Source organism: Bacillus sp. LNXM12-1 (genome assembly GCF_003004375.1).
In the GTDB taxonomy this organism is placed as follows: domain Bacteria; phylum Bacillota; class Bacilli; order Bacillales; family Bacillaceae; genus Bacillus.
The window spans coordinates 20,723-43,106 of record NZ_PVWX01000004.1 but is presented as its reverse complement, the minus strand read 5'-3'; the positions used below and the strand labels follow the sequence as shown (position 1 = coordinate 43,106).

The window sequence follows — 22,384 nt, the reverse complement described above, 5'->3', positions numbered from 1 at the left end:
CTATTTTTCAATCGGTCCTGTCCAGCTGTTCATGCCTGGCACGATATTCATCAATTGATGAAATCCTTTTTCTTTTAACTTTTGCGCAGCTAATTCACTTCTTCTGCCTGAGTGACAGATCAGGTAAATGTCCGTCTCCCGGCTCAATTCCTCCGCACGTTGTTCAACCTCACCAAGAGGAATATGAACAGCTCCTGGAATATGCCCCGCCTCGTATTCATCCAGCTCTCGCACATCTAAAATAAACAAAGATGGATCTTCTTTTACTTTCTGTTGAAAAGTCTCCAAAGACATTTCCGAAATCATGGACTTCCCTTCTTTCTCTTGTTCTCCGCCCTTACGAATCAAATGATGAAGCACCTGGCCTTCTACTTTTGTTCCTAAAAATTCGTGGCCTGCACTTTTTGACCATGCCGCTAGATCCGCTGCTGATCCTTTATCAGTGGCTTGCACTTCCAGTACGTCTCCTGGTAAAAGCTCATTCATTTGTTTTTTTGTTTTCACAATCGGCATCGGGCATGCCAGTCCTTTTGCATCTAAAATGACAGTTGGTTGCTGCATGTCTTATCCTCCTTTATATAGGGGTGGGGGTATATTTTATTGCGCATTTAATGCCAAGCATTCATGCCACCCTTGATGTTTGTAATCTGAGTAAATCCCTGCTTCTTCAATATTTTCGCCGCCTGCATACTTCTCATTCCGCTTTGACATATCACATAGACCTCTTCATTTTTCTCAAGCTGAGAAGCTCGTTTCTTCAAATGAGACAACGGGATGTTTTGAAAGCCTTTGATATGGTTTGTTTGAAATTCAGTAGGAGAGCGCACATCAATGAGCTGTTGACCTTTGCTTTTCAGCTTCTTTTTCATATGGGCTGCATCCATTTGCTTTACACCTCGTACCGGCAAAAAGCGGCTCACGAGTAATCCAATTACGATGATGAGTAAAATCGTCTGCACCATCCTGCTTCACCTCACTAGATAAATAAATTCACACGTCCGATTTCAGCCTCTGCTAAATATGCCGCTACACCAGCATATTGAATGTCATCTAATAATTCTTTCTCCTGTAATCCTAATAGATCCATCGTCATTGTACATGCCACAAGATTGATATCCTGTTCCTTCGCCATATCAATGAGCTGCGGCAAGGTCATAGCATTGTGCTTTTTGATCACATGCTTGATCATTTTCGGCCCCATCCCTGCAAAATTCATCTTTGACAGCCCCATTCGATCAGCCCCTCGCGGCATCATCTTGCCAAACATTTTTTCTAAAAATCCCTTTTTCATTGGCACCATCTCATCCTTACGCAAGGCATTCAGCCCCCAAAACGTATGAAAAATGGTCACCTCATGATCATAGGCTGCTGCACCATTGGCAATAATGTAAGCCGCCATCGCTTTATCATAATCTCCACTGAATAACACAATCGTCGTGCGTTTTTTCTGTTCTTCCATTCTGCTCCTCCTTCAATAATTACCTATGGGGGTATATAGATAATAAAAATATATACATATACCGGTAAGGGTATATTACATCAAGTAAAAAAATCCGTCAACCACCAAAGGCTGAGGAATTTCTTACCGGCTTTTCACCAATAGCTCAACTGCCTCTTTCACAAGACCTTCCGTATCCTTGCCTTGTTCAAGACTTTCACGAACACATTGCTCAAGATTTGTACTCACAATCACACCCATTGCCCGATCAATGGCATTACGTGATGCAGACAGCTGCGTCACCACCTCGCGGCAATCCTTGCCTTGCTCCATCATCGCAAGAACCCCTTTAATCTGCCCTTCAATCCGGCGAAGACGGTTCTTCATCTGCTGATTATATTCCATGTACCAGCACTCCTTTCTATTCTTTCTATGAACAGATAGTATACCCTAAGAGGTATTTAGTCAAACGACTTGCCCTCCTTTTTATAGAGAAAGGATAGATCGTATGTGAAAAGAATTGCACATTCCACCATTTATTGATAAAAAGAAGTTAATCAATGCACGAGAAATTAGTTGGCGAAAAGAGGACACACATATGACTTTACATCACTATATTGGTGCTAATAAAGAGCTGCCGCTTGGTACCTTTGGTCAAAAGCCTACCTATAAACCACTCTCTGAACTCAATATCAAAACGGTTGATAGAAAACGAAAAAAGCCCAAAACCTATCAAAAAGAAGAGCCCTTGATAGAAGTATACGAAACAGAAGAGGACTTTGCTGGCATTCACATTGCTTATGTAGATCCGGTCTATGAAGCCGTAAGAGACAAATTCACGCATCCTTTTGTTTATGATTTAGGCATCATTCATTCTCTCCGTCCTCTTTTCCTTTTCATTGAAACAGAGCTGTCCAAAGGAGAAACCATTGAAATCTACTCTTGTGTAGACGGCCTGGAAACGAAAGAAAAAGACGATCAATTAGATGTAGAAATTGACCTAAGCAAAAAACGATTTGGGAAACATATCGATTTTAAAGAGATCGATGAACTGATTGATATGTTTGAATTAGAACACTTACAATATGTGCTGGTGAAGAAGTAGAGGAGAATTGAAATGGAACATCAATGAGGCGTTGAAAAGTTTAGGCCTCAATTATCTCTGTGTAGATCATCGTAAACTTTTTCAAAAATCTCTATTGGCATTGAATACTTCGTTGTTTTATCATTACGGTAATTAACCACTATATCAATGTGATGTAGCTTTTTTTCAAATTCAATAATTGAATTCTCCCATCTATCTCGAACGGATATGACACAATTACCGTTTTTCTTTTCCTTTTTCTGATAAACATAGTCCATTTTATCTCTCCATTCTTATTATTTAGTATTAGATAGGTGAATTGACGTCACGTTGTAAATCAGTGATACCCAAGAAACATGAAGATAAAGAAACTAAATGTGGTGAGTAAGTTTAAAAACGTATAAAGATAATTTCTACTATAAATACTTAATATAATACCAACTGGACCTAATAGATAATTCAATAACCATAATCCGCTTCCATATCCAAATATCAAATTAGGGCTCCATAGTAGAACACCTATTACAAAGCATAGTAGTGATAACCGTCTCATTATTTTTTTAGACATTAGAACTCCTTCGAATTTTAAAATTGTAGGGTGTTTATTCAGTTTCCAAATATAAAGAAAAACCTACATTTTAACAAAATGATACACTCAAATAATGACTTAGTCTCTACTCCTTAAGAAATTTAAGATGAAATTAAACTAATGATGTAAAAGCAGGTGACCCATGCCAAACAACCAAACACCCAACCCACTCATCAACGAAAAATCACCGTACCTCCTTCAGCACGCCCACAACCCAGTTCACTGGTACCCGTGGGGGCAAGAAGCCTTCGACAAAGCCAAGCGTGAAAATAAACCGGTGCTTGTCAGCATCGGCTACGCCACTTGTCACTGGTGCCACGTCATGGCACACGAAAGCTTCGAAGATCAGCAAGTCGCTGACATCTTAAATGAGCATTTCATTTCAATCAAAGTCGATCGTGAGGAGCGTCCAGACATCGATTCTATGTATATGTCTGTTTGTCAGATGATGACGGGGCAAGGCGGCTGGCCGTTGAACGTATTTGTCACGCCTGATCAAAAACCTTTTTATGCGGGGACTTATTTTCCAAAGAGAAGTGCTTACGGACGTCCTGGCTTCATTGAAGCACTGACGCAACTGCTGGATGCGTACCACAACGACCGCGATCATATCGATTCATTAGCAGAGAAGGCGACAAATAATTTGCGGATCAAAGCAGCAGGACAGACAGAAAATACCTTGTCTCAAGAGGCGATCCACAAAGCCTATTATCAGCTCATGAGCAGCTTTGATACGCTGTATGGCGGATTCGGCTCCGCACCAAAATTTCCTGCACCTCATATGCTCTCATTCCTAATGCGCTATTACGAATGGACAGGGCAAGAAAATGCGTTATATGCGGTCACGAAAACGTTAGACGGCATGGCAAATGGCGGTATTTATGACCAAATTGGTTCAGGCTTTTCTCGTTATTCGACGGATGAAAAATGGCTTGTGCCTCATTTTGAAAAAATGCTGTATGATAACGCCTTGCTGATGGAAGCTTACACAGAAGCATATCAGCTTACTCAACAGCCTGAGTATGAAAAGCTTGTCCAACACCTGATCCACTTTATTAAACGAGATATGATGAATCCGGGCGGCTCCTTTTATTCAGCGATAGATGCAGATTCTGAGGGGAAAGAAGGGCAATATTACGTTTGGTCAAAAGACGAAATCATGGCTCATTTAGGCGAGGACCTTGGCGCTTTATTCTGCGCTGTCTATCACATCACAGAAGAGGGGAACTTTGAAGGGGCGAACATCCCTCATACTATTTCCACCTCTTTTGATGACATCAAAGCCTCTTTTTCGATTGATGACCATACGCTTCAGTCTAAGCTGCAAGAAGCCCGGCACATTTTACAATCTGTCAGACAGCAGCGACCCGCACCGCTTGTCGATGACAAGGTGCTCACATCTTGGAATGCGCTGATGATCTCTGCGCTCGCCAAAGCAGGAAGGGTATTCGGTGCAGAGGAAGCCATCCGCATGGCGAAGCAGGCGATGTCTTTTCTAGAAACACACCTCGTCCAACATGAGCGGCTCATGGTCCGCTATAGAGAAGGTGACGTGAAGCATCTTGGCTTTATCGAGGATTATGCGCATATGCTTTCTGCCTATATGTCCTTATACGAAGCAACCTTTGAACAAGAATGGCTGGAAAAAGCCACAACAGTAGCTGAGAACATGTTTGAGCTGTTTTGGGACAAGGACAAAGGGGGCTTTTTCTTCTCAGGATCAGATGCGGAAGCGCTCCTCGTTCGAGAAAAAGAAGTGTACGACGGCGCCATGCCTTCTGGTAACAGCACCGCACTCAAGCAGCTTCTCACGCTAAGCAGACTGACCGGACGTCAGGACTGGCTAGACACATTAGAGCAGATGTTCAAAGCCTTTTATGTCGATGTCTCTTCCTATCCAAGTGGGCACACAGCGTTTCTGCAAGGGCTCCTTGATCAATATGCAACAAAAAGAGAGATCATCATTCTTGGGAAAAATGGCGACCCTCAAAAAGAACGGCTTTTACAGGCGCTTCGGAAACGATTCATGCCTTTTGATATCATATTGACCGCCGAAACTGGACATGATCTAGCACAAATCGCACCTTTTGCAAAAGATTACAAAACAATCGACGACAGGACCACTGTTTATATTTGTGAAAACTACAGCTGCCGCCAGCCCATTACCAATATTGACGAGGTGATGGGGCAATTATTCCACGATTGAGCTTGTCATAAGATGACTGTGAGAAGACAAAATGAGGACAAACAGATAAAAAACATGTCAATCCGCTAACAAATCGGCTGTAAGGTTTTATTTTTCCTAAAAAACGGTTAGAATGCGCACTAGACGTTCTCATACCGAAGGGAGAGAAAATGATGAAAAAGATATCATATACACTCATCGCTTGTCTGTTATCTGTTGGGCTTGCAGCTTGCTCGTCAAACGATGCGAAACAAGATAAGCAAAACGATTCAGCCAAAAGCAAAGAAACAACACAGGCTGACCAAAAAGAGCAGCAAAAGCAAATGGAAGAGATGCAAAAGAAATTAGACGCACAAAAAATCGATGATCAAAAGGTCGTTGCGACCGTCAACCAAGACAAAATCACAGGCAGTGAATATAATAGCGCTCTATCAACCATTCAAGGGCAGCTTCAGCAATCAGGGCAAGACCCAACATCTAAAGAAGGCGCAAAAGCAGTCAAGAAACAAACCATTGATGCGCTCGTAGGTCAAGAGCTCATCCTGCAAGATGCTGAGAAAAAGGGCATCAAAGCCTCTGACAAGCAGGTAGATAAACAGCTAAAAGAAGAAAAGAAACAATTCAAAGACAACGCTCAATTTGAAGAAGCTCTTAAGAAAAGCGGACTCACAATGGATCAGCTGAAAAGTGACATTGCCGACAGCATCAAATACAGCCAGTATGTCGACAAAGAAATCAAATCAGCCTCCGTCTCTGAAAAGGACGTCAAAGCGTACTATGATCAATACGCTGATGAAATGAAAAAACAAAAGCAAAAAGCACCTGAATACAAAGAGGTTAAATCACAAATTAAAAAACAGCTAGAATCTCAAGAAAAGCAGAAAGAAGTACAAAAAGAAATTGAAAAACTAAAGAAATCTGCGAAAATTAATGTATCTCTGTAACAGCTAAGAAAAATCCGCCATTGTGCGGATTTTTTTCGTTACTTGACGAACTGTTTTTCCAAAATAATGACAAAAGCCTCATCATAAACGTCTCTTCCATCCGATATGATGGGAGTACAAAAGAAAGCGCTATCAATTCTTTTGTCTCTTAAAAAGTACAAGATCAAACGCCGATCTCGTACTTTTGCTTCAGTCAATCGGACAACTACAGGAGGAGGATCTTTATGTTCAAATGGTTTAAACCCGCTCCGCATATCGACAGGCTCGATGATGCCAAAACAGATGAGACGTATAAGCGGCTGCGGCTGCAAGTCTTTTTAGGCATTTTTATCGGGTATGCGGGCTACTATTTGCTGCGGAAAAATTTCGCTTTTGCTATTCCTTATCTACAGGAAGAAGGGTTCACGAAAAGTGAATTAGGCTTTGTACTCGCAGCTGTCTCTATCGCCTATGGCTTTAGTAAATTCATCATGGGGATGATCTCAGACCGCTGTAACCCAAGATACTTTTTAGCCACCGGACTCTTTCTTTCAGCCCTTATCAATATCCTATTTGTCTCATTTCCATGGGTGACGTCAAGTGTATGGATCATGTTCTTATTCATGTTTTTAAACGGCTGGTTCCAAGGCATGGGGTGGCCGCCATGCGGACGGACGATGGCACATTGGTTTTCGGTTAGTGAACGTGGAACGAAAATGTCCATTTGGAACGTCGCTCACAATATCGGCGGGGGAATTCTTGCACCGCTCATCACCTTAGGGATCGTGCTGTTTGCGACGTGGAAAAGTATCTTTTTCTTCCCTGCCATCATTGCCATTATCGTCTCCTTCGTGATCATTCTACTCGTCCGGGATACTCCGCAATCCGCTGGCCTTCCGCCAATCGAGGAATATCGCAATGACTATCCGGCACAGCAGTATGAAGATCAAGAAAAAGAATTAACAGTGAAAGAGATTTTATTTAAGTATGTACTCAACAATAAATTCCTTTGGTATATCGCCATTGCCAACGTCTTTGTATACTTCGTCCGTTACGGTGTCGTTGACTGGGCGCCGACTTACTTAACAGAAGCAAAAGGCTTTTCACCAGAACATTCACGCTGGTCATATTTTCTTTATGAATATGCAGGCATTCCCGGCACATTATTGTGCGGCTGGATTAGTGACCGATTCTTTAGAAGCCGCCGTGCACCAGCGGGTGTCCTCTTTATGGCTGGGGTGTTAATTGCGGTGCTCGTTTACTGGTTAAACCCTGCTGGCAATCCAATGGTCGATAACATCGCCCTTATCAGCATCGGCTTTTTGATTTACGGACCTGTCATGCTCATTGGACTTCAAGCCATTGACCTTGCTCCTAAAAAAGCAGCTGGCACTGCGGCCGGACTTACAGGCTTCTTCGGCTATATTGGCGGCTCTGCCTTTGCCAATGCGATGATGGGCGTTGTCGTAGATCACTATGACTGGACAGGAGGCTTTATTTTACTAGTTGGTTCTTGTGTGCTTGCGATTGTCTTCCTTGCAATGACTTGGAATACAGGGAAGCGAGTAGAGCAGGCTTAATGAAAACCACATAAAAGATTCATATCCGCCCAACATGCCCTTTACATCTATTTCTTATGATGGAGGCAGTTACCGTAAAAGGAGGATAAAATATGAAGAAAAGTAGATTACTTGCTTTCGTGTTGCTCTCTTTTGCTTTACTGTCTATTGCTTGGGTGCCGACCACCGTATCAGCACATGAACATCTTTTATCTCCAGATCGTATTCTAACCGTTGCACATCGCGGAGCATCAGGGTATGCACCAGAGCATACCCTGGCTTCTTACAAACTCGCCACAAAGATGAATGCGGATTACCTCGAACTCGACCTTCAAATGACAAAGGATGGACATCTCATCGTCATGCACGATGAAACCGTTGACCGCACCACAAACGGAACAGGCTGGGTCAAAGACCTCACACTTGCCGAAATCAAACAGCTTGATGCCGGTACTTGGTTTAACGAAGCCAATCCCGACAGACAAAATGCCAACTATATCGGACAGCGAGTCCTCACATTAGATGAAGTGCTGCGCTATTTTGGCAAACGAGAGAATTATTATATTGAAACAAAAAAGCCAGACATCTATCCGCAAATGGAAGAAAAGCTATTGGCTACCCTTAAAAAACATCATCTTCTAGGGAAACACACAAGAAAAGGGCAGGTCATTATCCAATCCTTTAGCCAAGACAGCCTGCTAAAACTACAGAAATTAGATCCACGCCTTCCCAAAGTACAGCTTTTAGACAGAACCCAAATGACGTCCATCACAGATGATCAACTCGACTTCATCAAATCTTATGCAGTGGGTGTCGGACCGAATTTTAGAGCATTGACACTTGAAAACGTACAACAGGTCAGAAGCCACGGACTCCTCCTCCACCCCTATACGGTCAACAACGAAGCAGACATGACCCGTCTACTTCAATACGGCGTCACCGGTCTTTTCACCAACTTTCCAGATGTCTTTCAACGTGTGAAAGCTTCACTCTAAATAAAAAAAGCCTTGCGGTCCATCCCGCAAGGCCTTTGATTATTTTACCGTTTGATCAGAAGAAGCTGTTTCGATCGGCTTCCGTTTCCCGATCCCAAAAACATAGAAGCTAAGCGCTACTACAATTAAGAACCCAATTGCCACAATCAGAGAAATACGCGTATCCTGATTAATGAGCATAAATACAAGCACCATCAATAAGAAACCGATTGTAAGATAATTAGAAAACGGCGCTAGCGGCATCTTGAATGGATGTTGATCAAGCGCAGATCCCTTCGCCTTTCTAAAGCCGATATGACTAATCAAAATCACAAACCAAGGCACCATACCAGGAAGTACACTCGCACTGTACACATAGACGAAAATGTTTGGTGGAGCAACATAATTGAGGACAACTCCTATCGCTAAGCCAATCAGCACAGCGAATGTCCCAAAATACGGTACACCATTCTTCGAAATCTTGGTGAAGAAAGCAGGCGCCTGCCCATTCACACCTAATGTATAAAGCATACGACCCGCACTGAAAATACCACTGTTACAACCAGACATAGCTGCTGTAATCACGACGAAGTTAATAATACCAGCTGCTGCTGTAATCCCAATTTTCGCAAACGTCGCCACAAATGGACTGCCAAGGGTATTCAGCTGATCCCAAGGATACACTGTCACAATGACAAAGATCGCACCGATATAGAAAATCAAAATACGCCAGATGATACTTTTGATGGCATTGGTCAGCGTCTTTTCTGGATTTTGTGCTTCACCTGCTGTAATCCCAATCAATTCTACACCTTGATAAGCAGCAATGACGAGCGACAACGCAAACAAGAATCCGGTAAATCCACCTGTAAAGAACCCGCCGTGCGCCCACAGATTAGACAAGCCAATAGGCGTCCCGCCATTTCCAAATCCAAAGAAAATAATGCCTAGACCCGCAATGATCATCAAAATAATCGTCACAATCTTGATCATCGCAAACCAAAATTCGAACTCACCGAACGATTTAACCGAAATCAAATTGGCCGCTCCCAAAATAATCATCGCAATTAATCCTGGAATCCAAGCTGGCAGCTCTGGGAACCAATATTTCATATAAGCGCCTACTGCAATAATTTCCGACATCCCGACAATGACCCACTGGAACCAGTTACTCCAAGCTGTCATATAACCCGCAAGCGGATGAATATATTGGTGACCAAATGTAGCAAATGAACCTGTACTCGGTTCAACGTATAACATTTCTCCCATCGCACGCATAATAAAAAAGATAAAGATACCACATACTGCGTACGCGAGAAGAACCGATGGACCTGTCCATTGAATGGCCTTGGCTGACCCCATAAATAAGCCAACACCAATCGTGCCGCCGAGTGCGATCATTTGAATATGGCGGGCACTTAACCCTCTCTTTAATTCCTTTTGAGCCACTTTTCTTCCCCCTCATCAACAAACAACATAAAAAATAAAAATCAGAATGTTCATTCTGATTGAGAAACATCAATCTTTCGATGTATATTATCATAATAAATCTACCCTTAAAAAACAATTGTTTTTTTGAGGAAAACACTATTATCAAAATATTCCGACGATAAAAGAGATTCAAATTGTTTTATATTGATATATTGAATCAACGAGTGAAAGTCACCTTCAATGCTTATGACTTATTAGAAACTGACCGCCTCTTATATCAATCTCAAAGGATCGTAGTCCATTTTTATGCACCATTTTGCCCTTCTCTAGATGACAAGAAAAGTCATTCCGAAACGCACCGGATCTTTTCTTTACATAACAAGTAAACCCATCATTTTCCGGTATCTCCACTTTGACATATGCTCCTGTTGAAGTAGATTTAAGTGAATCTAGCATCTTAGTAGAATGAATCTGCATCCTTCTACCTGTTACATGCAGATCAACGTCCGAAAAAGCACCCGTCAACTCAACTTTTGACGATGTGGCGTGCAGTAATAATCTCTGCGCGACCAGCTGCCGACTAGAAATAAGTCCACCTACTGTCTCTAAATGGAGATGCTTGATTTCACCTGATAGCATCGTCTTTCCAGAAGTTAAATGACAAGAGACATTTTCCACCTTCAGCCTCTCTGCCTGAAGATTTGTTCCTTTACAACGAAGAGATATGGACTGTAATTGTTGTTTAGGAAGATAAATAGCTACATCGGTTTTATAAAGGTGAAGCCCTAAGCTGAGTATTTTTTTTCGTCGATCTTGAATGACCAGCCGTCCATCTCTTACCTGATGATGCAGCAAATAACGTTGGGGAAAAGCTTGATTGGTCGTTTGACGAATGAATAGATAAGGATGATCATGATGATGAATACGCACCTCTCCCAATAGCCAATCCAGCGATAATTCTACGACCGATTCTTCAATTTGAACCGTATGCTCCACAATGTCTCCCTCCTTTTTTCAACGCGGCTCATCTCTCTTGAAGCCGGATGATACTGCCCCATAATTCCAAGATCACAATGAGAACGGCTGCGATCATGACTCCTGACAGAATGAAATTCATTTGATCATTTCCATAAAAAGCAATTAATAGGTTTCCTAAAACAGCACATAGAACAATCGCAGTCAGAATGGTCATGGAGGTAGATTTCTTCATTAACCCCACTCTCATCGCAATCATGCCAATACCGTTGATACAACAAGTAAACACTAGGTACGTTTTGATCACAGTGAACATCACATCAGCTGTCAGCGCATCCTGAACAAAGGGGAAGAACGTTTCAGTGACACTAAACACAACAAATGAGGGAATGATGCTACACAGCATTGCAATCGTAGAAAAGCACAGCATCCAGACCATTCTCGAAAGGAGTGATGCTTTCAGACTTGATGAATGAGGTTCATGCTCTTTCAATACAGTCACCATCACTCGACAATACATCAAGGCTGTGACGATCGAAAAAAAGATCATCCATACTATACTGGTCAACAAATAGATATTCGGAAATTGCTGAAAACCTATTTCCTGTTCAACCTGTGCAACAAACGCGACAAAATAAATAAACACCAGCAGTACAATGCTTGCAATCATACTAGATTGAATATAATGTTTCATATGGCTTTTTCTTAGCTCAAGTTTTATGAAGTGAAGCATAAGGCATCCTCCTATGAAATGAATTTTTCTTTTTGTCTTTTATCTGACCATTTAGGTTCCAGGCTGATCATATCCACCAATTCCAGCATAATGCGCTGTGACCTTTTGAATAAATAGATCACTCACTACATCCACTCCAAGCCCTTTCATCATCTGTTGTAAAAACAGCAAACGCTGACTAGTTTCCTGCTCATCACGAGCAAATAGTGTTGGATTCAGCCATATATTCACGAGAAGCATAAACACTTCTGCCACTTCACCAGGAAAAGCAGTCTTCATCGAACCATCATCAATTCCTTCTAGAATGAGCCTTTTAATTTTAAGCGCATCCTGATTTACTCCTGCCTTCATCCCTTCCACCACAAACTGCGGGTTTTTGATCTGATCAACTAAGATTCCATCAATTGAGTGAGACTGTGGATCTGCCACAAGCTTCTCTAAAATAAGCTGCAGCTTCTCTTTTGCATGAACTGCCTCTGTATGCTCAATCAGATCTTCAAGCTTCTCTGTCGCATGACGAAATTGCCGATCCATCACGGCACGTAATATTTCTTCCTTCGATTTGAAATGATGATAAATAGCACCCTTAGACATGTTCAATTCATGGATGATATCCTGCAAACTCGTCTTTTCAAATCCTTTTTCCTGAAACAGCTTCGTCGACACATCTAAAATTTGCTTGATTGTCTTTTCTGGATACTTATTTCTGGCCAAATGAAACGCCTCCTCTTACATACCGACCGTTGGTATGTATTTTAATCTACTTCATGATAAACTGTCAATATAGGTTCTTTATATAAAATAAATAAAAAAGACCGCTCACACGGTCTCCTCAAGCTCAAACTGTAAATTCACTGGAACATCTGGCAATGCAGAATCCTCCACCATATTGGTTGTAGGTGTCTTCTCATTCACTTCCTCAAATCGAAACCCATCTGCCCATACCGTTCCCTTGCCGCTGAGCAAGACACCAAAATGAATGGATTCACTGTGAGAAGGGATATCTAAAACAATCGCATATTGAAATGAAAATGAGAATATCCCACTATTTCAGGCACCTGCCTTAATACAGCTCATCCATCAAATGCGACTCAAAATAGAAAATCGCCTCTTGCGTGACAGACTATACATCATCTCGCTCACCTCTACTTGGTCATAATTGCGGTCATGATCTACTTTGAATAGATTCAGCTATTTTTCCTAGAACGCTTTCCTTTGATAAATAGCAGTAGAAAGCCCCCAAGACAGCAGGTAGATAAGCATAATCAGCACAGCTGACCCAGTATATAAAATAGGTATCGATAATTTCATGATAAAATCTGTGATCCCACTGAATTGCTCCGCTAAATAGGCAACAAATGGCGGTCCTATACCAGATAAAAGGATAAAGCCAATAATCACTGCCGTTGTGATATAGCCAGGCTTCAAGATATAAAACAATGGAAACGTACACGCCGCAAACAATAAAAACAGCCCGCTGCCAATCGCAATATCCGTCAGCGAAAACAGCTTCCCAAAAACAAATAAAGCAGCACTTGTCAGCCCGATTGCGATAATCATATAGAAAACGGCACCAAGATAACGTGATGCGATAATTTCTTTACGTGTATAAGGCAAAGAGTTTAATAGAATATTCGTTTCTGCCTTCTCATCGTACGCATATGTGTTAAAAGGTATGAAGAAACTAGCGACTAGAAAAATCAATGCCGGATGCGCATCCATGAGAATAAAAAATAAGATAAACGGAAGAAAAATAATCAGCTGCTTTTTCTGCAAAATCACATCACGCTTCATTAAATGAAACATGCGCCACCCCGCCTTTCAAATAAAACATGATATCCTCAAGCGACGCCGGTTCGATCACAACAGCGTCTCCAAAAATATGATTCACTTCACCGATCCGATCTGTTAATGCTTCAAACCCTGCTGCTGTACGCTGAATATGGACAAAAGCCTTTTCTGTGTCTCGATCCAACAAATCCAGGCTTCCCTTCACAAGCGCATAATTCTCCGCTACCTCATGAACCGACTGTTGAAAGACCAATTGTCCATTTTGTATAAACGCAATATAATCCGCAATCCGGTCTAAATCTGTTGTCATATGTGTTGAGAAAAATATGGTCCGGTTCTCATCAATCATTAACTCTTGTAACGTTCCTAACAGCTCTCTTCTAAAAACTGGGTCTAAACCGGCTGTTGGCTCATCCATGATAATCAGCTCTGCATGATGTGATAGCGCAATCGCAAGTGACGCCTTCATCTGCATCCCTTTTGAGAATGTTTTGATTGCTTTATGCAGGGGCAGGCCAAACTGTTCAATATATTGATGGAAAAGACGGTCATCCCAGCGTTTATAAGCAGGTGCCACAATCCGTTTAATGTCTTTTAAATTCAAACCTGGGAAAAAAACGTTGGCATCGTAAACAAAGCCGATTCGTTCCTTAATCTCTTTTTCATGGGTGTGATAATCTAATCCGAAAATCTTGACCTCACCTGAATCTGGTTTTAACAAATTCATGATCATTTTAATGGTGGTCGACTTACCAGCTCCATTTTCTCCAATAAACCCTGTAACAAAGCCTTTCTTGACCTGCAAATCGAGACTCTTAACTGAAAAGTCCTTGAATCGTTTTGATACTCCTTTGAATTCAATCACATGCTCCACTCTTCTCACTCCTCATACAAGAACTTTAATAACTGCTGCAATTCATCAAAAGATAAGCCTAATTCCTTGCCGTTTGTGACAACCGCTCCAAGCTGATCCTCAATCACCTTCAATTTTTTCTCTCTCATGACCTCTAGGTTTTGTTCCGCAACAAATGATCCCTTGCCTACAATCGAATAAATAAATCCTGCCTTCTCTAACTCTTCATATGCTCGCTTTGTTGTGATGACGCTAATTTGCAAATCCTTCGCCAGCTTTCGAATAGACGGCAGTGCCGAGCCTTCCGCCAGCTCCCCCGTTAAAATCATCGATTTGATTTGATTCGTAATTTGCTCATAAATGGGCTCCTTAGAGTGGTTTGAAATCGTAATCTGCATATAAAAACCTCTTTTTTCTGTACTGGTGTTTGGAACGAAATATTGTATATACACTATATATACATTATATACACACTGAAAGAATAATCAACCATTTTTTGATTGCAACTCAACTAAAAAAACCGCACAGCTCTTCAGCTATGCGGCCTTCCCCAACAAAATTCATCTCCAATACACCCATTTTCCCATCATCCACTCCACCGGACCTCTTCTCCATTTTTTCAAATAGAGATAGCTGATGAACAGCTGTGCTGTGTACAGTCCGACAGCGAGCAGCAGTCCAAACATTGACCCCATCTGTCCAAATAGACCAAGTCCATAAGAATAGAAAATCGTTGTACAAATGATCGACTGCGCCAAATAATTTGATAGGGACAAACGGCCAAGCCCTGCAAGCAGACGTTTGAGACCTTGGGCTGGCTTCGAATAGTAGAAAATAATAAAGGCTTGAATATACCCGATCGCCAGCACATAAGCACCAAGCGTCATCACGAATTCACTCCAAGGCGCATCAATGAACGTCGCACATTTTAGCGCAAGCCCGACGACAATCATCCATACCCAGCCTTTACGATAGGCCATTCCTCGATCTTCTTCTGTCAGATGTCCTCGTTTACCAATCACCATGCCAAGCAATGCGAACGGACCCACCATCATCGTACCGAAAAGAAACCCTAGTATCGGCATAAGCGTAATGGTCACGATCGCCAGAATCATGGTCACAATCAACATATCGTCTTCAACCGTAATCCGGCTGAGCAAAATATCTCCATATGCACCCTTCGCATACACATCGGTTAAAAAATCATCATTCCCATAAACAAAGTTCATCATATATGGAACAACGACTAAAGACAACGCCCCTAACACACCCGACCAAATAAGCATTGTTTTGATTCGGCTGCTCAAAAACATCATCAAGAAAAACGTACAAGCTCCATAATAAAGAAGAATGTCACCATTCCAAATAAAGATGTAATGCAGCATCCCAAGCACAATCAGACCAAAGCCTCGGCGAACGACAATGGCATTCGTATTTAGTCCCTTAGCTTTTGTAGATTCAATAAGCTTGATAAAAGAATACCCAAACAAAAAGGAGAAAATCGGATAAAACGACCCCTGGAACAAAATTTCCGTTACATAAACGCCAAATTCCTGCCCCCAAAAACTCGAATCAAACATCTTCTCAAAATCATAATCATATTGAAAATTAAGCATATTCACGATCAAAATACCTAATAAACTAAAACCACGCAAACTATCAATGAACTCAACCCTAGATCCCTTCAACACGACAGCTCCTTCGGAAAATATAAAAGCATATTTATCCTACCACACTTTCAAAAAATTGGTCTCTACACCCATGTAAAAACATGCGTTTTAAGGTAAATTTAATAAAAAAACCCAGAATATACATTCTAGGTTTTTTACTGATGAATTATGAATGATGATTTTCTTCTTTCCGCATCACACGTTTCAAATAAAACAAAATCGCCAATCCGAAAAAAATCAACGTCAGCTCCCAGTCTGCAGGAATCGGAAACCATTTCAATATCATTAAAATCAACAAAACCGCTCCAATCCCTGCGAAAAAAACCGCGTTTCTTTTTAATTCTTTGTTTGATAGAAACAACACTCTCTCCTCCCTTACACTTACTAACCAATTGAATGTTTTTCTAACTTTTCCTTTGATCTGAAGGATGAATCCACGGAAGGTGCTCAGGCCAATTGAGTTTTTGCTTTTCCACTATTCATCCTCCTTTTCCTTTAGCTGAAAAGCGATAATTTTCCCTAATGCTTCCTCTGCAGCAAAAGGAGTGACGCTGCCTGTTGGATTTTCTTGTTCTTGTTTTAAGCACTCGTACATGTTTTTTTCAATTTTTGATGGATCAATCCAAGAGATACACCATGATGCCCAGAAACAAGTAGGTCCCTCATAACGTTTAGCCAGTGCCAGAAGGAATGGCAAGCTGGGCTGTCCAATCCTCATGAGTGACATGGCAGCGGCCATTCTTGTATCCTCTTCGTCACTTTCTAATAGCTGGGCTAGCGGCTCAGCTGCGTCCCCCGCATCTGCTCCAAATTCACCAAGTACAGCTGCTGCAATGTTCCGTAGAGATCCTTTTTCTTTTAAAGCCTCAACAAGGACGGGCACTGCATCTTTTCCGAACTTTCTCAATTCCCCTATTGCTTGAACGATCGTTACTTCATTTGTATTTGCCAATTGTTGAACTGATTGAGACAGCTTATTTTCTGGTTTCATTGACAATCAACTCCTCTTTTTAATGAACCGCACGGCATCGATAACAAAGCACATAAAATCCAGCTCCAGCCACTAGGGATACAATTGTTGTCAACAAGCCATCAGTGATTAGATGAATGCTAATAATGACCATAGCACTGATCACAGACGCAAATAGCAATGATTGATAATAGGCGGCCAAAGCAAAACTCTTTTCTCGTCTCAGAGGCTGCATAAAGGCAAAGAGCCGTATGGCCAAAAACCATATATAAACTCCTCCACCAAATAAGGTCCAATACAATACATCCTGAATCTCAACCAAATAAAGTGAAATCAAGTAGAACGCATACAGCCAAAAGGTTTGAAACACTTCTAACAGAATGATTTTTTGATATAAAGCGCCTGGAAAAAGATAGAGCACTCCTGTTTGTGCGTGTCTTACAATCCCCGCATAATATGAACTAAAAAGAACGGATGCAGCGATGACGATTAAGAATAGATTCAGCCAATCTGAAAAATAAGTAAGGACGACATAGTAAGTACCAATTAACAGCATGGTAGATAACAAATGGAAGGTCGCATACTTTTTTAGCAGCAATAATTCAATCCAAAGAAAAGCCCAGCTGCCCGTTAATGACGGAAGCCTCCACCACGTCTTGCCCTTTTTTTGAACGATTGGACTTGATTGAATATGTTTCCCCTCAAATTCTTCCCAAAATACTGCCTCCTTGACTAAAGACTCCTTCATCTCTAAACGATGACTAGCCTTGTACATCATCATGAAAGATAGGAACATTACTCCAATAAAGATGAAGAAAGAAAGAATGGAGAACTCTTCGATCATACGTCCAGCTTGAAACATCAAAGAATCAGCAATGTTCATCAAGAAGGGCTGTTTCATCATGAATTGATTCAAAACAAGCAGTGCAAAGAAGCCAAACATCAATACAAAACCGATTATGAGCAGGCGCTTATATACCCGAATGGTTCTAGCACAAGACATCGCAATCATCCAAGTTTCAACCAAACATAACAGCCCTGTCAGGATGAGTGATTTTCCAAGCAGAAACGGGTACTGCTGCGTCATAAAAAACAGAAGAAGATCCGCAGCCACAGCAGACACAATGAGAAGAGCCCCTCGCCAAAAAATGTGATACAACCATACACTGATGACAACTGTCCATAGAGAAGCGCCATTTCCATATAACCAAATGATATCGTTCATTTGACTAGGGAGCCGATTTGTAAACAAGCCAAACCCCGTATAGAGAACAAACAAGCAGACAATGATCCATCCAGCTGCAACCGTATTCCAATCACCCATACTTGAAACTGCGCTTAGCTGAAAACCAATTGCCGCAATGAAAAGAAGTAAGATCACAAAAGGCATTTTCTTTTCTTGATTTTTACTGATCAAGCGCCTTTGAGATTTCATCCATAAAAGGGAGAGTGTGTTATTCACTTGACCACTCCCCCAGAAGTTGAATGACTTCTGCCCTCCACTCACTCTGTTCTTCCTTTAATTGAGGGACATCCATATTCTTCATGATGGCACCGTCTCGAATCAATACCACCCTGCTGGCCGTATCGAGAACGAACTCCAGACTATGAGTCGACACAAAGACCGACCCACCTTGACTGCTTTTTTGTCTCAGCCAATCCGACAGCCACTGTTTTGACGCAATATCTAACCCAACAGTCGGTTCATCTAATATAAAAAGGGAGGCATCTTGAACAATGGCCCCTGCTAAGACGACACGCTGCTTTTGACCTCTTGACAGCCTTCCGCACAGTTCGTTCATCTTTTTTTCCATATGTACTTCTTTCAACGCTCCATATACCTTTTCCTTGATCTGTTTTAAGCCTTTATGATATCCACGAGCACGGAACTGAACATGTTCAGCAGCCGTTAAGTCTGGATACAAATACGGCTGATCAGGAATAAGAGCTACTTGTTTTTGGACATGGGAATGACCAGGCGGGAAACCCTCAATGAGAATTTCCCCTCCATCTGGTTTATATAGACCCGTTAAACACCGAATCGTTGTCGTCTTCCCGGCGCCATTCGGCCCAAGCAGCGCCACAACTTCTCCTGCTTCTATGGAAAATGACAGGCCCTCTATCCCATCACCATTACTGTATCGTTTGCTTATATTCTGAACCTCCATGAATGGCATCGAATCTCTCCCTTGTATTAGAGTGATGTATGCTTATCTATGGTGTGTTATAAGATGAAAAGCGAATGTCATTAGACCCACTAACCACTTACCCTAATATTACCATATAGAGAATAACAAGGTAATAGGAATGAGGTAATCTATTCTATGTACAACGGATTAAGAAAATATATCATGTACAAAATAAAAAAAGATTAGGCGACAGTATCCTAATCCTTTATCTATTAAACAGTTATTCCCTCAAACCGCCCCATCACCCAAACCCATCTCCTGACACGCACAAGCATCCACCTCTACCTTCAAAGCAGGAGAAGCCAAGGCAACTACATAAATCATCGTCATACAAGGGAGATGATCGCCTAAGAACTGCCCCATGATTCGTTTTCTACACTCAGCATCGAACTCTCCCACGAGATAAAATACTAGTTTCGTTATATCTTCCACGGCCATATCTGCCGCTTCTACATTCCGTTTCACATTCTCTAACGCTAATTCGAGCTGCTCCAAAGGGTACATCAACCTACAATTCTTGTTTTCTAAAAAGAAACCATCCGATGAGAAAAAAGAAACCAATCAATACCGATACACCTAGAAAGCTTGTAAGCGCCTGATCCGAATAAGTCCCTCTATGAATCATCTCCTCGGCCGCACTTGTCACGCCTTTAGGCGCAAACTTCCCTAATGTATCCTCATAAAATGAAGGAACGGTAAATAGAATAAGGTTGATCACAAGCGATACACCGCCGGCTGTGACGGAACGCGTAAAGAACGCCGAAGCACAAATGGTCGACACGACAATCAGCAATAAATTGGGGTAATAAAGAAGTGTTCCTTTTACCACATTGACCCAATCCACATGCCCAAATTGGATGTCCACATAATAAACGGAGGCAAGCACTGCCACTACCAAACTAAACAAAGTCAAACCAGCATAGGCGCATATTTTCGAGACATAATAACTCATTCGACTGATCGGTTTCACCATAATCATCGCCGTCACCCCAGAGGCACGCTCTCCCGCAATCGTCCCCATCACGATCATAATGAGAATAAAAACGCCAAGTGAATCAAATTTACTTATTGCACTCGCTAAAGCCTCACCAGCGCTAGGCTCTGGTATATAAAATGTGGACCCTTCAGGTAAATTAGCTGATTTTGATAAAAGATCCGGCAGCATTTTGAGCGTAATAGGCTGCGTGATCATTAAAATCGTAAAAATGATTGGCACAAACAACATTTTATAACTAGTGAATAACTCCCTAAATTCCTTTTTCAACATCATCATGCAGTCACAACCTTCATGAAAATATCTTCAAGCGTCAGCTTAGATAGTCGATAATGGAGGATAACACCACCTGATTCAGTGATCAGACAAGGCAGCTCCTTCAATGCCGTTTGCTGATCTTTGACTCGAACCTGATAAGCGTCTCCTGTCTCAATACATTCCTCCACCCAATCCCGTTCTTTTAACATAGCCACTAGTTTCGTATTCTGTTGTTCTAATTGAAATTCAATCACTGGCTGGATATAGTCTTCTTTGATCTGTTTCATCGAAGAGGACATCTCAATTTTTCCGCTGTTGATCATGATAATATGATCCGCCACTCGTTCAATGTCATCTAAAATATGGGTCGACATAAAGATCAGCATCTCATGCTTTAGACGCTCAATCAAAGTCAGGACGTCTTTTCTTCCCATTGGATCAAGTGCAGACACAGGTTCATCCAAGATCAGAACCTTCGGGCTGTTGATGAGCGCCTGTGCAATGGCGAGCCTCTGCTTCATCCCTCCGCTATAGCTGCCAATGGCACGATCCTTCGCCTCATACACACGGCAAAGCTTCAACAGCTCCTCAGTTTTGGAACGAATGATTTTTTTCTCTAATTGAAATAACCCGCCAACCCAATGCATCCACTCCTGCCCCGTCATGTCCTGATAAAATGCAGGCTGCTGCGGACAATATCCAATCACATGACTGATGTCATCCATGTCCTTTGTCACATCCATACCCGCCACCTTCACGACGCCAGACGTAGGACGAGCAAGCCCCGTCAAAATCCGAATCGTCGTTGTCTTCCCCGCTCCATTGGCTCCTAAAAAACCGACACAACCAACTTCCCCAACAGAAAACGAAACGTTTTTTAAAATTTCATGCCGACCATACGATTTCGTCAGCCCATGACACTCCAGCATATTCAAGCAAATCCCCCCTACTAAGATTGTTTACGACCAAAAATGAAATACGCAATAGGACCGGCACTCGCCACGAACACAATCACCAAAGCCCAAACCCACTTCACCTCTCCTCTGATCCTAGATGGATCTCTTTTCAGCAAATCAAACAAACCAATCACCATTAAAATGGCTTGCAGCAAAACGAGAGGTAAAATCATCTTCAAATCCATCCACGCCACTCCTTTTTCATACGTCAATTTGTTTTGGTATTACTTCTTTTGACGACATGAAGAGGGAATTCGTTCAAATGGATTTTATTTTTATCTATCGATTGGTCTATAAATATAAAAAAAGCCCAGTGAAGGTGCGCTCACTGGGCTTACATGTTTATATTGCTTATAATGAACCTCGCAAAATCTTTTCCATCGTCTTTCCTTTCGCTAACTCATCAATCAGCTTATCTAGATACCGAATGTTTTTCATTGTTTCTTCCTCAATGTCTTCTACTCGAACACCACAGATGACTCCTTTGATTAAACTGCGGGAAGGATGAAGCTCAGGGGCCTCGGCAAAGAAGTTTTCAATATCTGTCTGTTGATCCACCTGTTCCTGCAGCTCTTCCGGACTGTACCCTGTTAACCAACAAATAATCGTATCGACTTCAGCCTTTGTTCGTCCTTTTCTCTCTGCTTTTGCGATATAGAGAGGATAGACTTTTGCGAAGCTCATTGTATAGATTTTAGGTTTGGTCATGTGATTTTCTCTCTTTCTTTGTTAAATATTTAACCTGTATTGCCTGCGAAAGATGCGGCTCTCTCATTATGCCTAATTCCTTTATTTTCAAACCAACTTGACAT

26 protein-coding genes and 3 pseudogenes are annotated in these 22,384 nt (G+C 41.7%); 6 read left to right on the top strand and 23 right to left on the bottom strand.

Features of this window, described 5'->3' with window-relative positions:
* From C6Y07_RS15015 to C6Y07_RS15000, 4 genes are all read right to left on the bottom strand, one after another.
* Positions 1-561 (bottom strand): sulfurtransferase TusA family protein, encoded by a 561-nt coding sequence (locus tag C6Y07_RS15015; RefSeq protein ID WP_106072336.1) that lies wholly within the window; start codon positions 559-561, stop codon positions 1-3.
* Between the two features lie 47 nt (positions 562-608).
* A complete protein-coding gene (locus C6Y07_RS15010; protein WP_012008767.1) occupies positions 609-962 on the bottom strand; it encodes a rhodanese-like domain-containing protein in 354 nt (117 codons plus the stop codon).
* A gap of 14 nt (positions 963-976) precedes the next feature.
* A complete protein-coding gene (locus tag C6Y07_RS15005) occupies positions 977-1,459 on the bottom strand; it encodes a DsrE/DsrF/DrsH-like family protein (protein ID WP_106156982.1) in 483 nt (160 codons plus the stop codon).
* Between the two features lie 123 nt (positions 1,460-1,582).
* Entirely contained in the window at positions 1,583-1,843 is a 261-nt protein-coding gene (locus C6Y07_RS15000; RefSeq protein WP_003217059.1) for a metal-sensitive transcriptional regulator, read from the bottom strand.
* A gap of 193 nt (positions 1,844-2,036) precedes the next feature.
* On the opposite strand from C6Y07_RS15000, the gene C6Y07_RS14995 reads away from it, so the two are divergent.
* Positions 2,037-2,543, top strand: a complete 507-nt coding sequence (locus C6Y07_RS14995) for a hypothetical protein (protein ID WP_106031882.1) — start codon at positions 2,037-2,039, stop codon at positions 2,541-2,543.
* Between the two features lie 47 nt (positions 2,544-2,590).
* On the opposite strand, the gene C6Y07_RS19130 is transcribed toward C6Y07_RS14995, so the two are convergent.
* Positions 2,591-2,800 (bottom strand): hypothetical protein, encoded by a 210-nt coding sequence (locus C6Y07_RS19130; RefSeq protein WP_106031881.1) that lies wholly within the window; start codon positions 2,798-2,800, stop codon positions 2,591-2,593.
* Positions 2,801-3,253: 453 nt separating this feature from the next.
* Between C6Y07_RS19130 and C6Y07_RS19125 the strand changes: the two are divergent.
* The 5 genes and pseudogenes from C6Y07_RS19125 to C6Y07_RS14965 form a co-directional block, all read left to right on the top strand.
* Positions 3,254-3,745, top strand: a pseudogene (locus tag C6Y07_RS19125) (thioredoxin domain-containing protein); the annotation flags it as partial.
* Positions 3,746-3,829: 84 nt separating this feature from the next.
* Positions 3,830-5,317 carry a thioredoxin domain-containing protein gene (locus tag C6Y07_RS19255; RefSeq protein WP_317615061.1) on the top strand — a complete coding sequence of 496 codons (1,488 nt, stop codon included), beginning with the start codon at positions 3,830-3,832 and terminating at the stop codon, positions 5,315-5,317.
* 152 nt (positions 5,318-5,469) lie between these two features.
* Positions 5,470-6,240 carry a SurA N-terminal domain-containing protein gene (locus C6Y07_RS14975; RefSeq protein WP_106037030.1) on the top strand — a complete coding sequence of 257 codons (771 nt, stop codon included), beginning with the start codon at positions 5,470-5,472 and terminating at the stop codon, positions 6,238-6,240.
* A gap of 224 nt (positions 6,241-6,464) precedes the next feature.
* Positions 6,465-7,799 (top strand): glycerol-3-phosphate transporter, encoded by a 1,335-nt coding sequence (glpT, locus tag C6Y07_RS14970; RefSeq protein WP_050943401.1) that lies wholly within the window; start codon positions 6,465-6,467, stop codon positions 7,797-7,799.
* 92 nt (positions 7,800-7,891) lie between these two features.
* Positions 7,892-8,773, top strand: a complete 882-nt coding sequence (locus tag C6Y07_RS14965; RefSeq protein ID WP_106156978.1) for a glycerophosphodiester phosphodiesterase — start codon at positions 7,892-7,894, stop codon at positions 8,771-8,773.
* A gap of 39 nt (positions 8,774-8,812) precedes the next feature.
* Here C6Y07_RS14965 and C6Y07_RS14960 read toward each other — a convergent pair whose 3' ends face one another.
* The 18 genes and pseudogenes from C6Y07_RS14960 to C6Y07_RS14875 form a co-directional block, all read right to left on the bottom strand.
* Entirely contained in the window at positions 8,813-10,201 is a 1,389-nt protein-coding gene (locus tag C6Y07_RS14960; RefSeq protein ID WP_066031404.1) for an amino acid permease, read from the bottom strand.
* A 219-nt stretch (positions 10,202-10,420) separates the two neighbouring features.
* Positions 10,421-11,179 carry a DUF4097 family beta strand repeat-containing protein gene (locus C6Y07_RS14955; protein WP_106156976.1) on the bottom strand — a complete coding sequence of 253 codons (759 nt, stop codon included), beginning with the start codon at positions 11,177-11,179 and terminating at the stop codon, positions 10,421-10,423.
* A gap of 28 nt (positions 11,180-11,207) precedes the next feature.
* Positions 11,208-11,891: a bacitracin ABC transporter permease gene (locus C6Y07_RS14950; protein ID WP_106156974.1), complete on the bottom strand. Its 684-nt coding sequence runs from the start codon at positions 11,889-11,891 to the stop codon at positions 11,208-11,210.
* A 51-nt stretch (positions 11,892-11,942) separates the two neighbouring features.
* Positions 11,943-12,575 carry a TetR/AcrR family transcriptional regulator gene (locus tag C6Y07_RS14945; protein WP_106037150.1) on the bottom strand — a complete coding sequence of 211 codons (633 nt, stop codon included), beginning with the start codon at positions 12,573-12,575 and terminating at the stop codon, positions 11,943-11,945.
* A 135-nt stretch (positions 12,576-12,710) separates the two neighbouring features.
* Positions 12,711-12,914, bottom strand: a pseudogene (locus tag C6Y07_RS14940) (AraC family transcriptional regulator); the annotation flags it as partial.
* A gap of 177 nt (positions 12,915-13,091) precedes the next feature.
* Positions 13,092-13,697: an ABC-2 transporter permease gene (locus C6Y07_RS14935; RefSeq protein ID WP_106037024.1), complete on the bottom strand. Its 606-nt coding sequence runs from the start codon at positions 13,695-13,697 to the stop codon at positions 13,092-13,094.
* Positions 13,675-14,556: an ABC transporter ATP-binding protein gene (locus tag C6Y07_RS14930; protein ID WP_106156972.1), complete on the bottom strand. Its 882-nt coding sequence runs from the start codon at positions 14,554-14,556 to the stop codon at positions 13,675-13,677. The genes C6Y07_RS14935 and C6Y07_RS14930 overlap by 23 nt, the downstream gene beginning before the upstream one ends.
* A 5-nt stretch (positions 14,557-14,561) precedes the next feature.
* Entirely contained in the window at positions 14,562-14,933 is a 372-nt protein-coding gene (locus C6Y07_RS14925; RefSeq protein ID WP_106037022.1) for a GntR family transcriptional regulator, read from the bottom strand.
* A gap of 162 nt (positions 14,934-15,095) precedes the next feature.
* Positions 15,096-16,223, bottom strand: a complete 1,128-nt coding sequence (locus tag C6Y07_RS14920) for a DUF418 domain-containing protein (RefSeq protein ID WP_106156971.1) — start codon at positions 16,221-16,223, stop codon at positions 15,096-15,098.
* A 148-nt stretch (positions 16,224-16,371) separates the two neighbouring features.
* Positions 16,372-16,569 carry a hypothetical protein gene (locus C6Y07_RS14915; RefSeq protein WP_223254153.1) on the bottom strand — a complete coding sequence of 66 codons (198 nt, stop codon included), beginning with the start codon at positions 16,567-16,569 and terminating at the stop codon, positions 16,372-16,374.
* 111 nt (positions 16,570-16,680) lie between these two features.
* Positions 16,681-17,196, bottom strand: a complete 516-nt coding sequence (locus C6Y07_RS14910; RefSeq protein ID WP_034664409.1) for a HEAT repeat domain-containing protein — start codon at positions 17,194-17,196, stop codon at positions 16,681-16,683.
* 19 nt (positions 17,197-17,215) lie between these two features.
* A complete protein-coding gene (skfF, locus tag C6Y07_RS14905) occupies positions 17,216-18,637 on the bottom strand; it encodes a sporulation killing factor system integral membrane protein (protein WP_106048555.1) in 1,422 nt (473 codons plus the stop codon).
* On the bottom strand, positions 18,630-19,352 hold the full coding sequence (locus C6Y07_RS14900) for an ABC transporter ATP-binding protein (RefSeq protein ID WP_106072357.1): 723 nt from the start codon (positions 19,350-19,352) through the stop codon (positions 18,630-18,632). Before C6Y07_RS14900 ends, skfF begins: the two co-directional genes overlap by 8 nt.
* A 240-nt stretch (positions 19,353-19,592) precedes the next feature.
* Positions 19,593-19,862 (bottom strand): annotated as a pseudogene (locus C6Y07_RS14895) (RidA family protein); the annotation flags it as partial.
* A gap of 10 nt (positions 19,863-19,872) precedes the next feature.
* Positions 19,873-20,637 (bottom strand): ABC transporter permease, encoded by a 765-nt coding sequence (locus C6Y07_RS14890; RefSeq protein ID WP_106156965.1) that lies wholly within the window; start codon positions 20,635-20,637, stop codon positions 19,873-19,875.
* Positions 20,634-21,551: an ABC transporter ATP-binding protein gene (locus C6Y07_RS14885; RefSeq protein WP_106061682.1), complete on the bottom strand. Its 918-nt coding sequence runs from the start codon at positions 21,549-21,551 to the stop codon at positions 20,634-20,636. The genes C6Y07_RS14890 and C6Y07_RS14885 overlap by 4 nt, the downstream gene beginning before the upstream one ends.
* 14 nt (positions 21,552-21,565) lie before the next feature.
* A complete protein-coding gene (locus C6Y07_RS14880; protein ID WP_106037019.1) occupies positions 21,566-21,757 on the bottom strand; it encodes a PLD nuclease N-terminal domain-containing protein in 192 nt (63 codons plus the stop codon).
* Positions 21,758-21,923: 166 nt separating this feature from the next.
* Positions 21,924-22,280 (bottom strand): DUF2200 domain-containing protein, encoded by a 357-nt coding sequence (locus C6Y07_RS14875; RefSeq protein ID WP_106048552.1) that lies wholly within the window; start codon positions 22,278-22,280, stop codon positions 21,924-21,926.
* Positions 22,281-22,384: the final 104 nt, after the last annotated feature.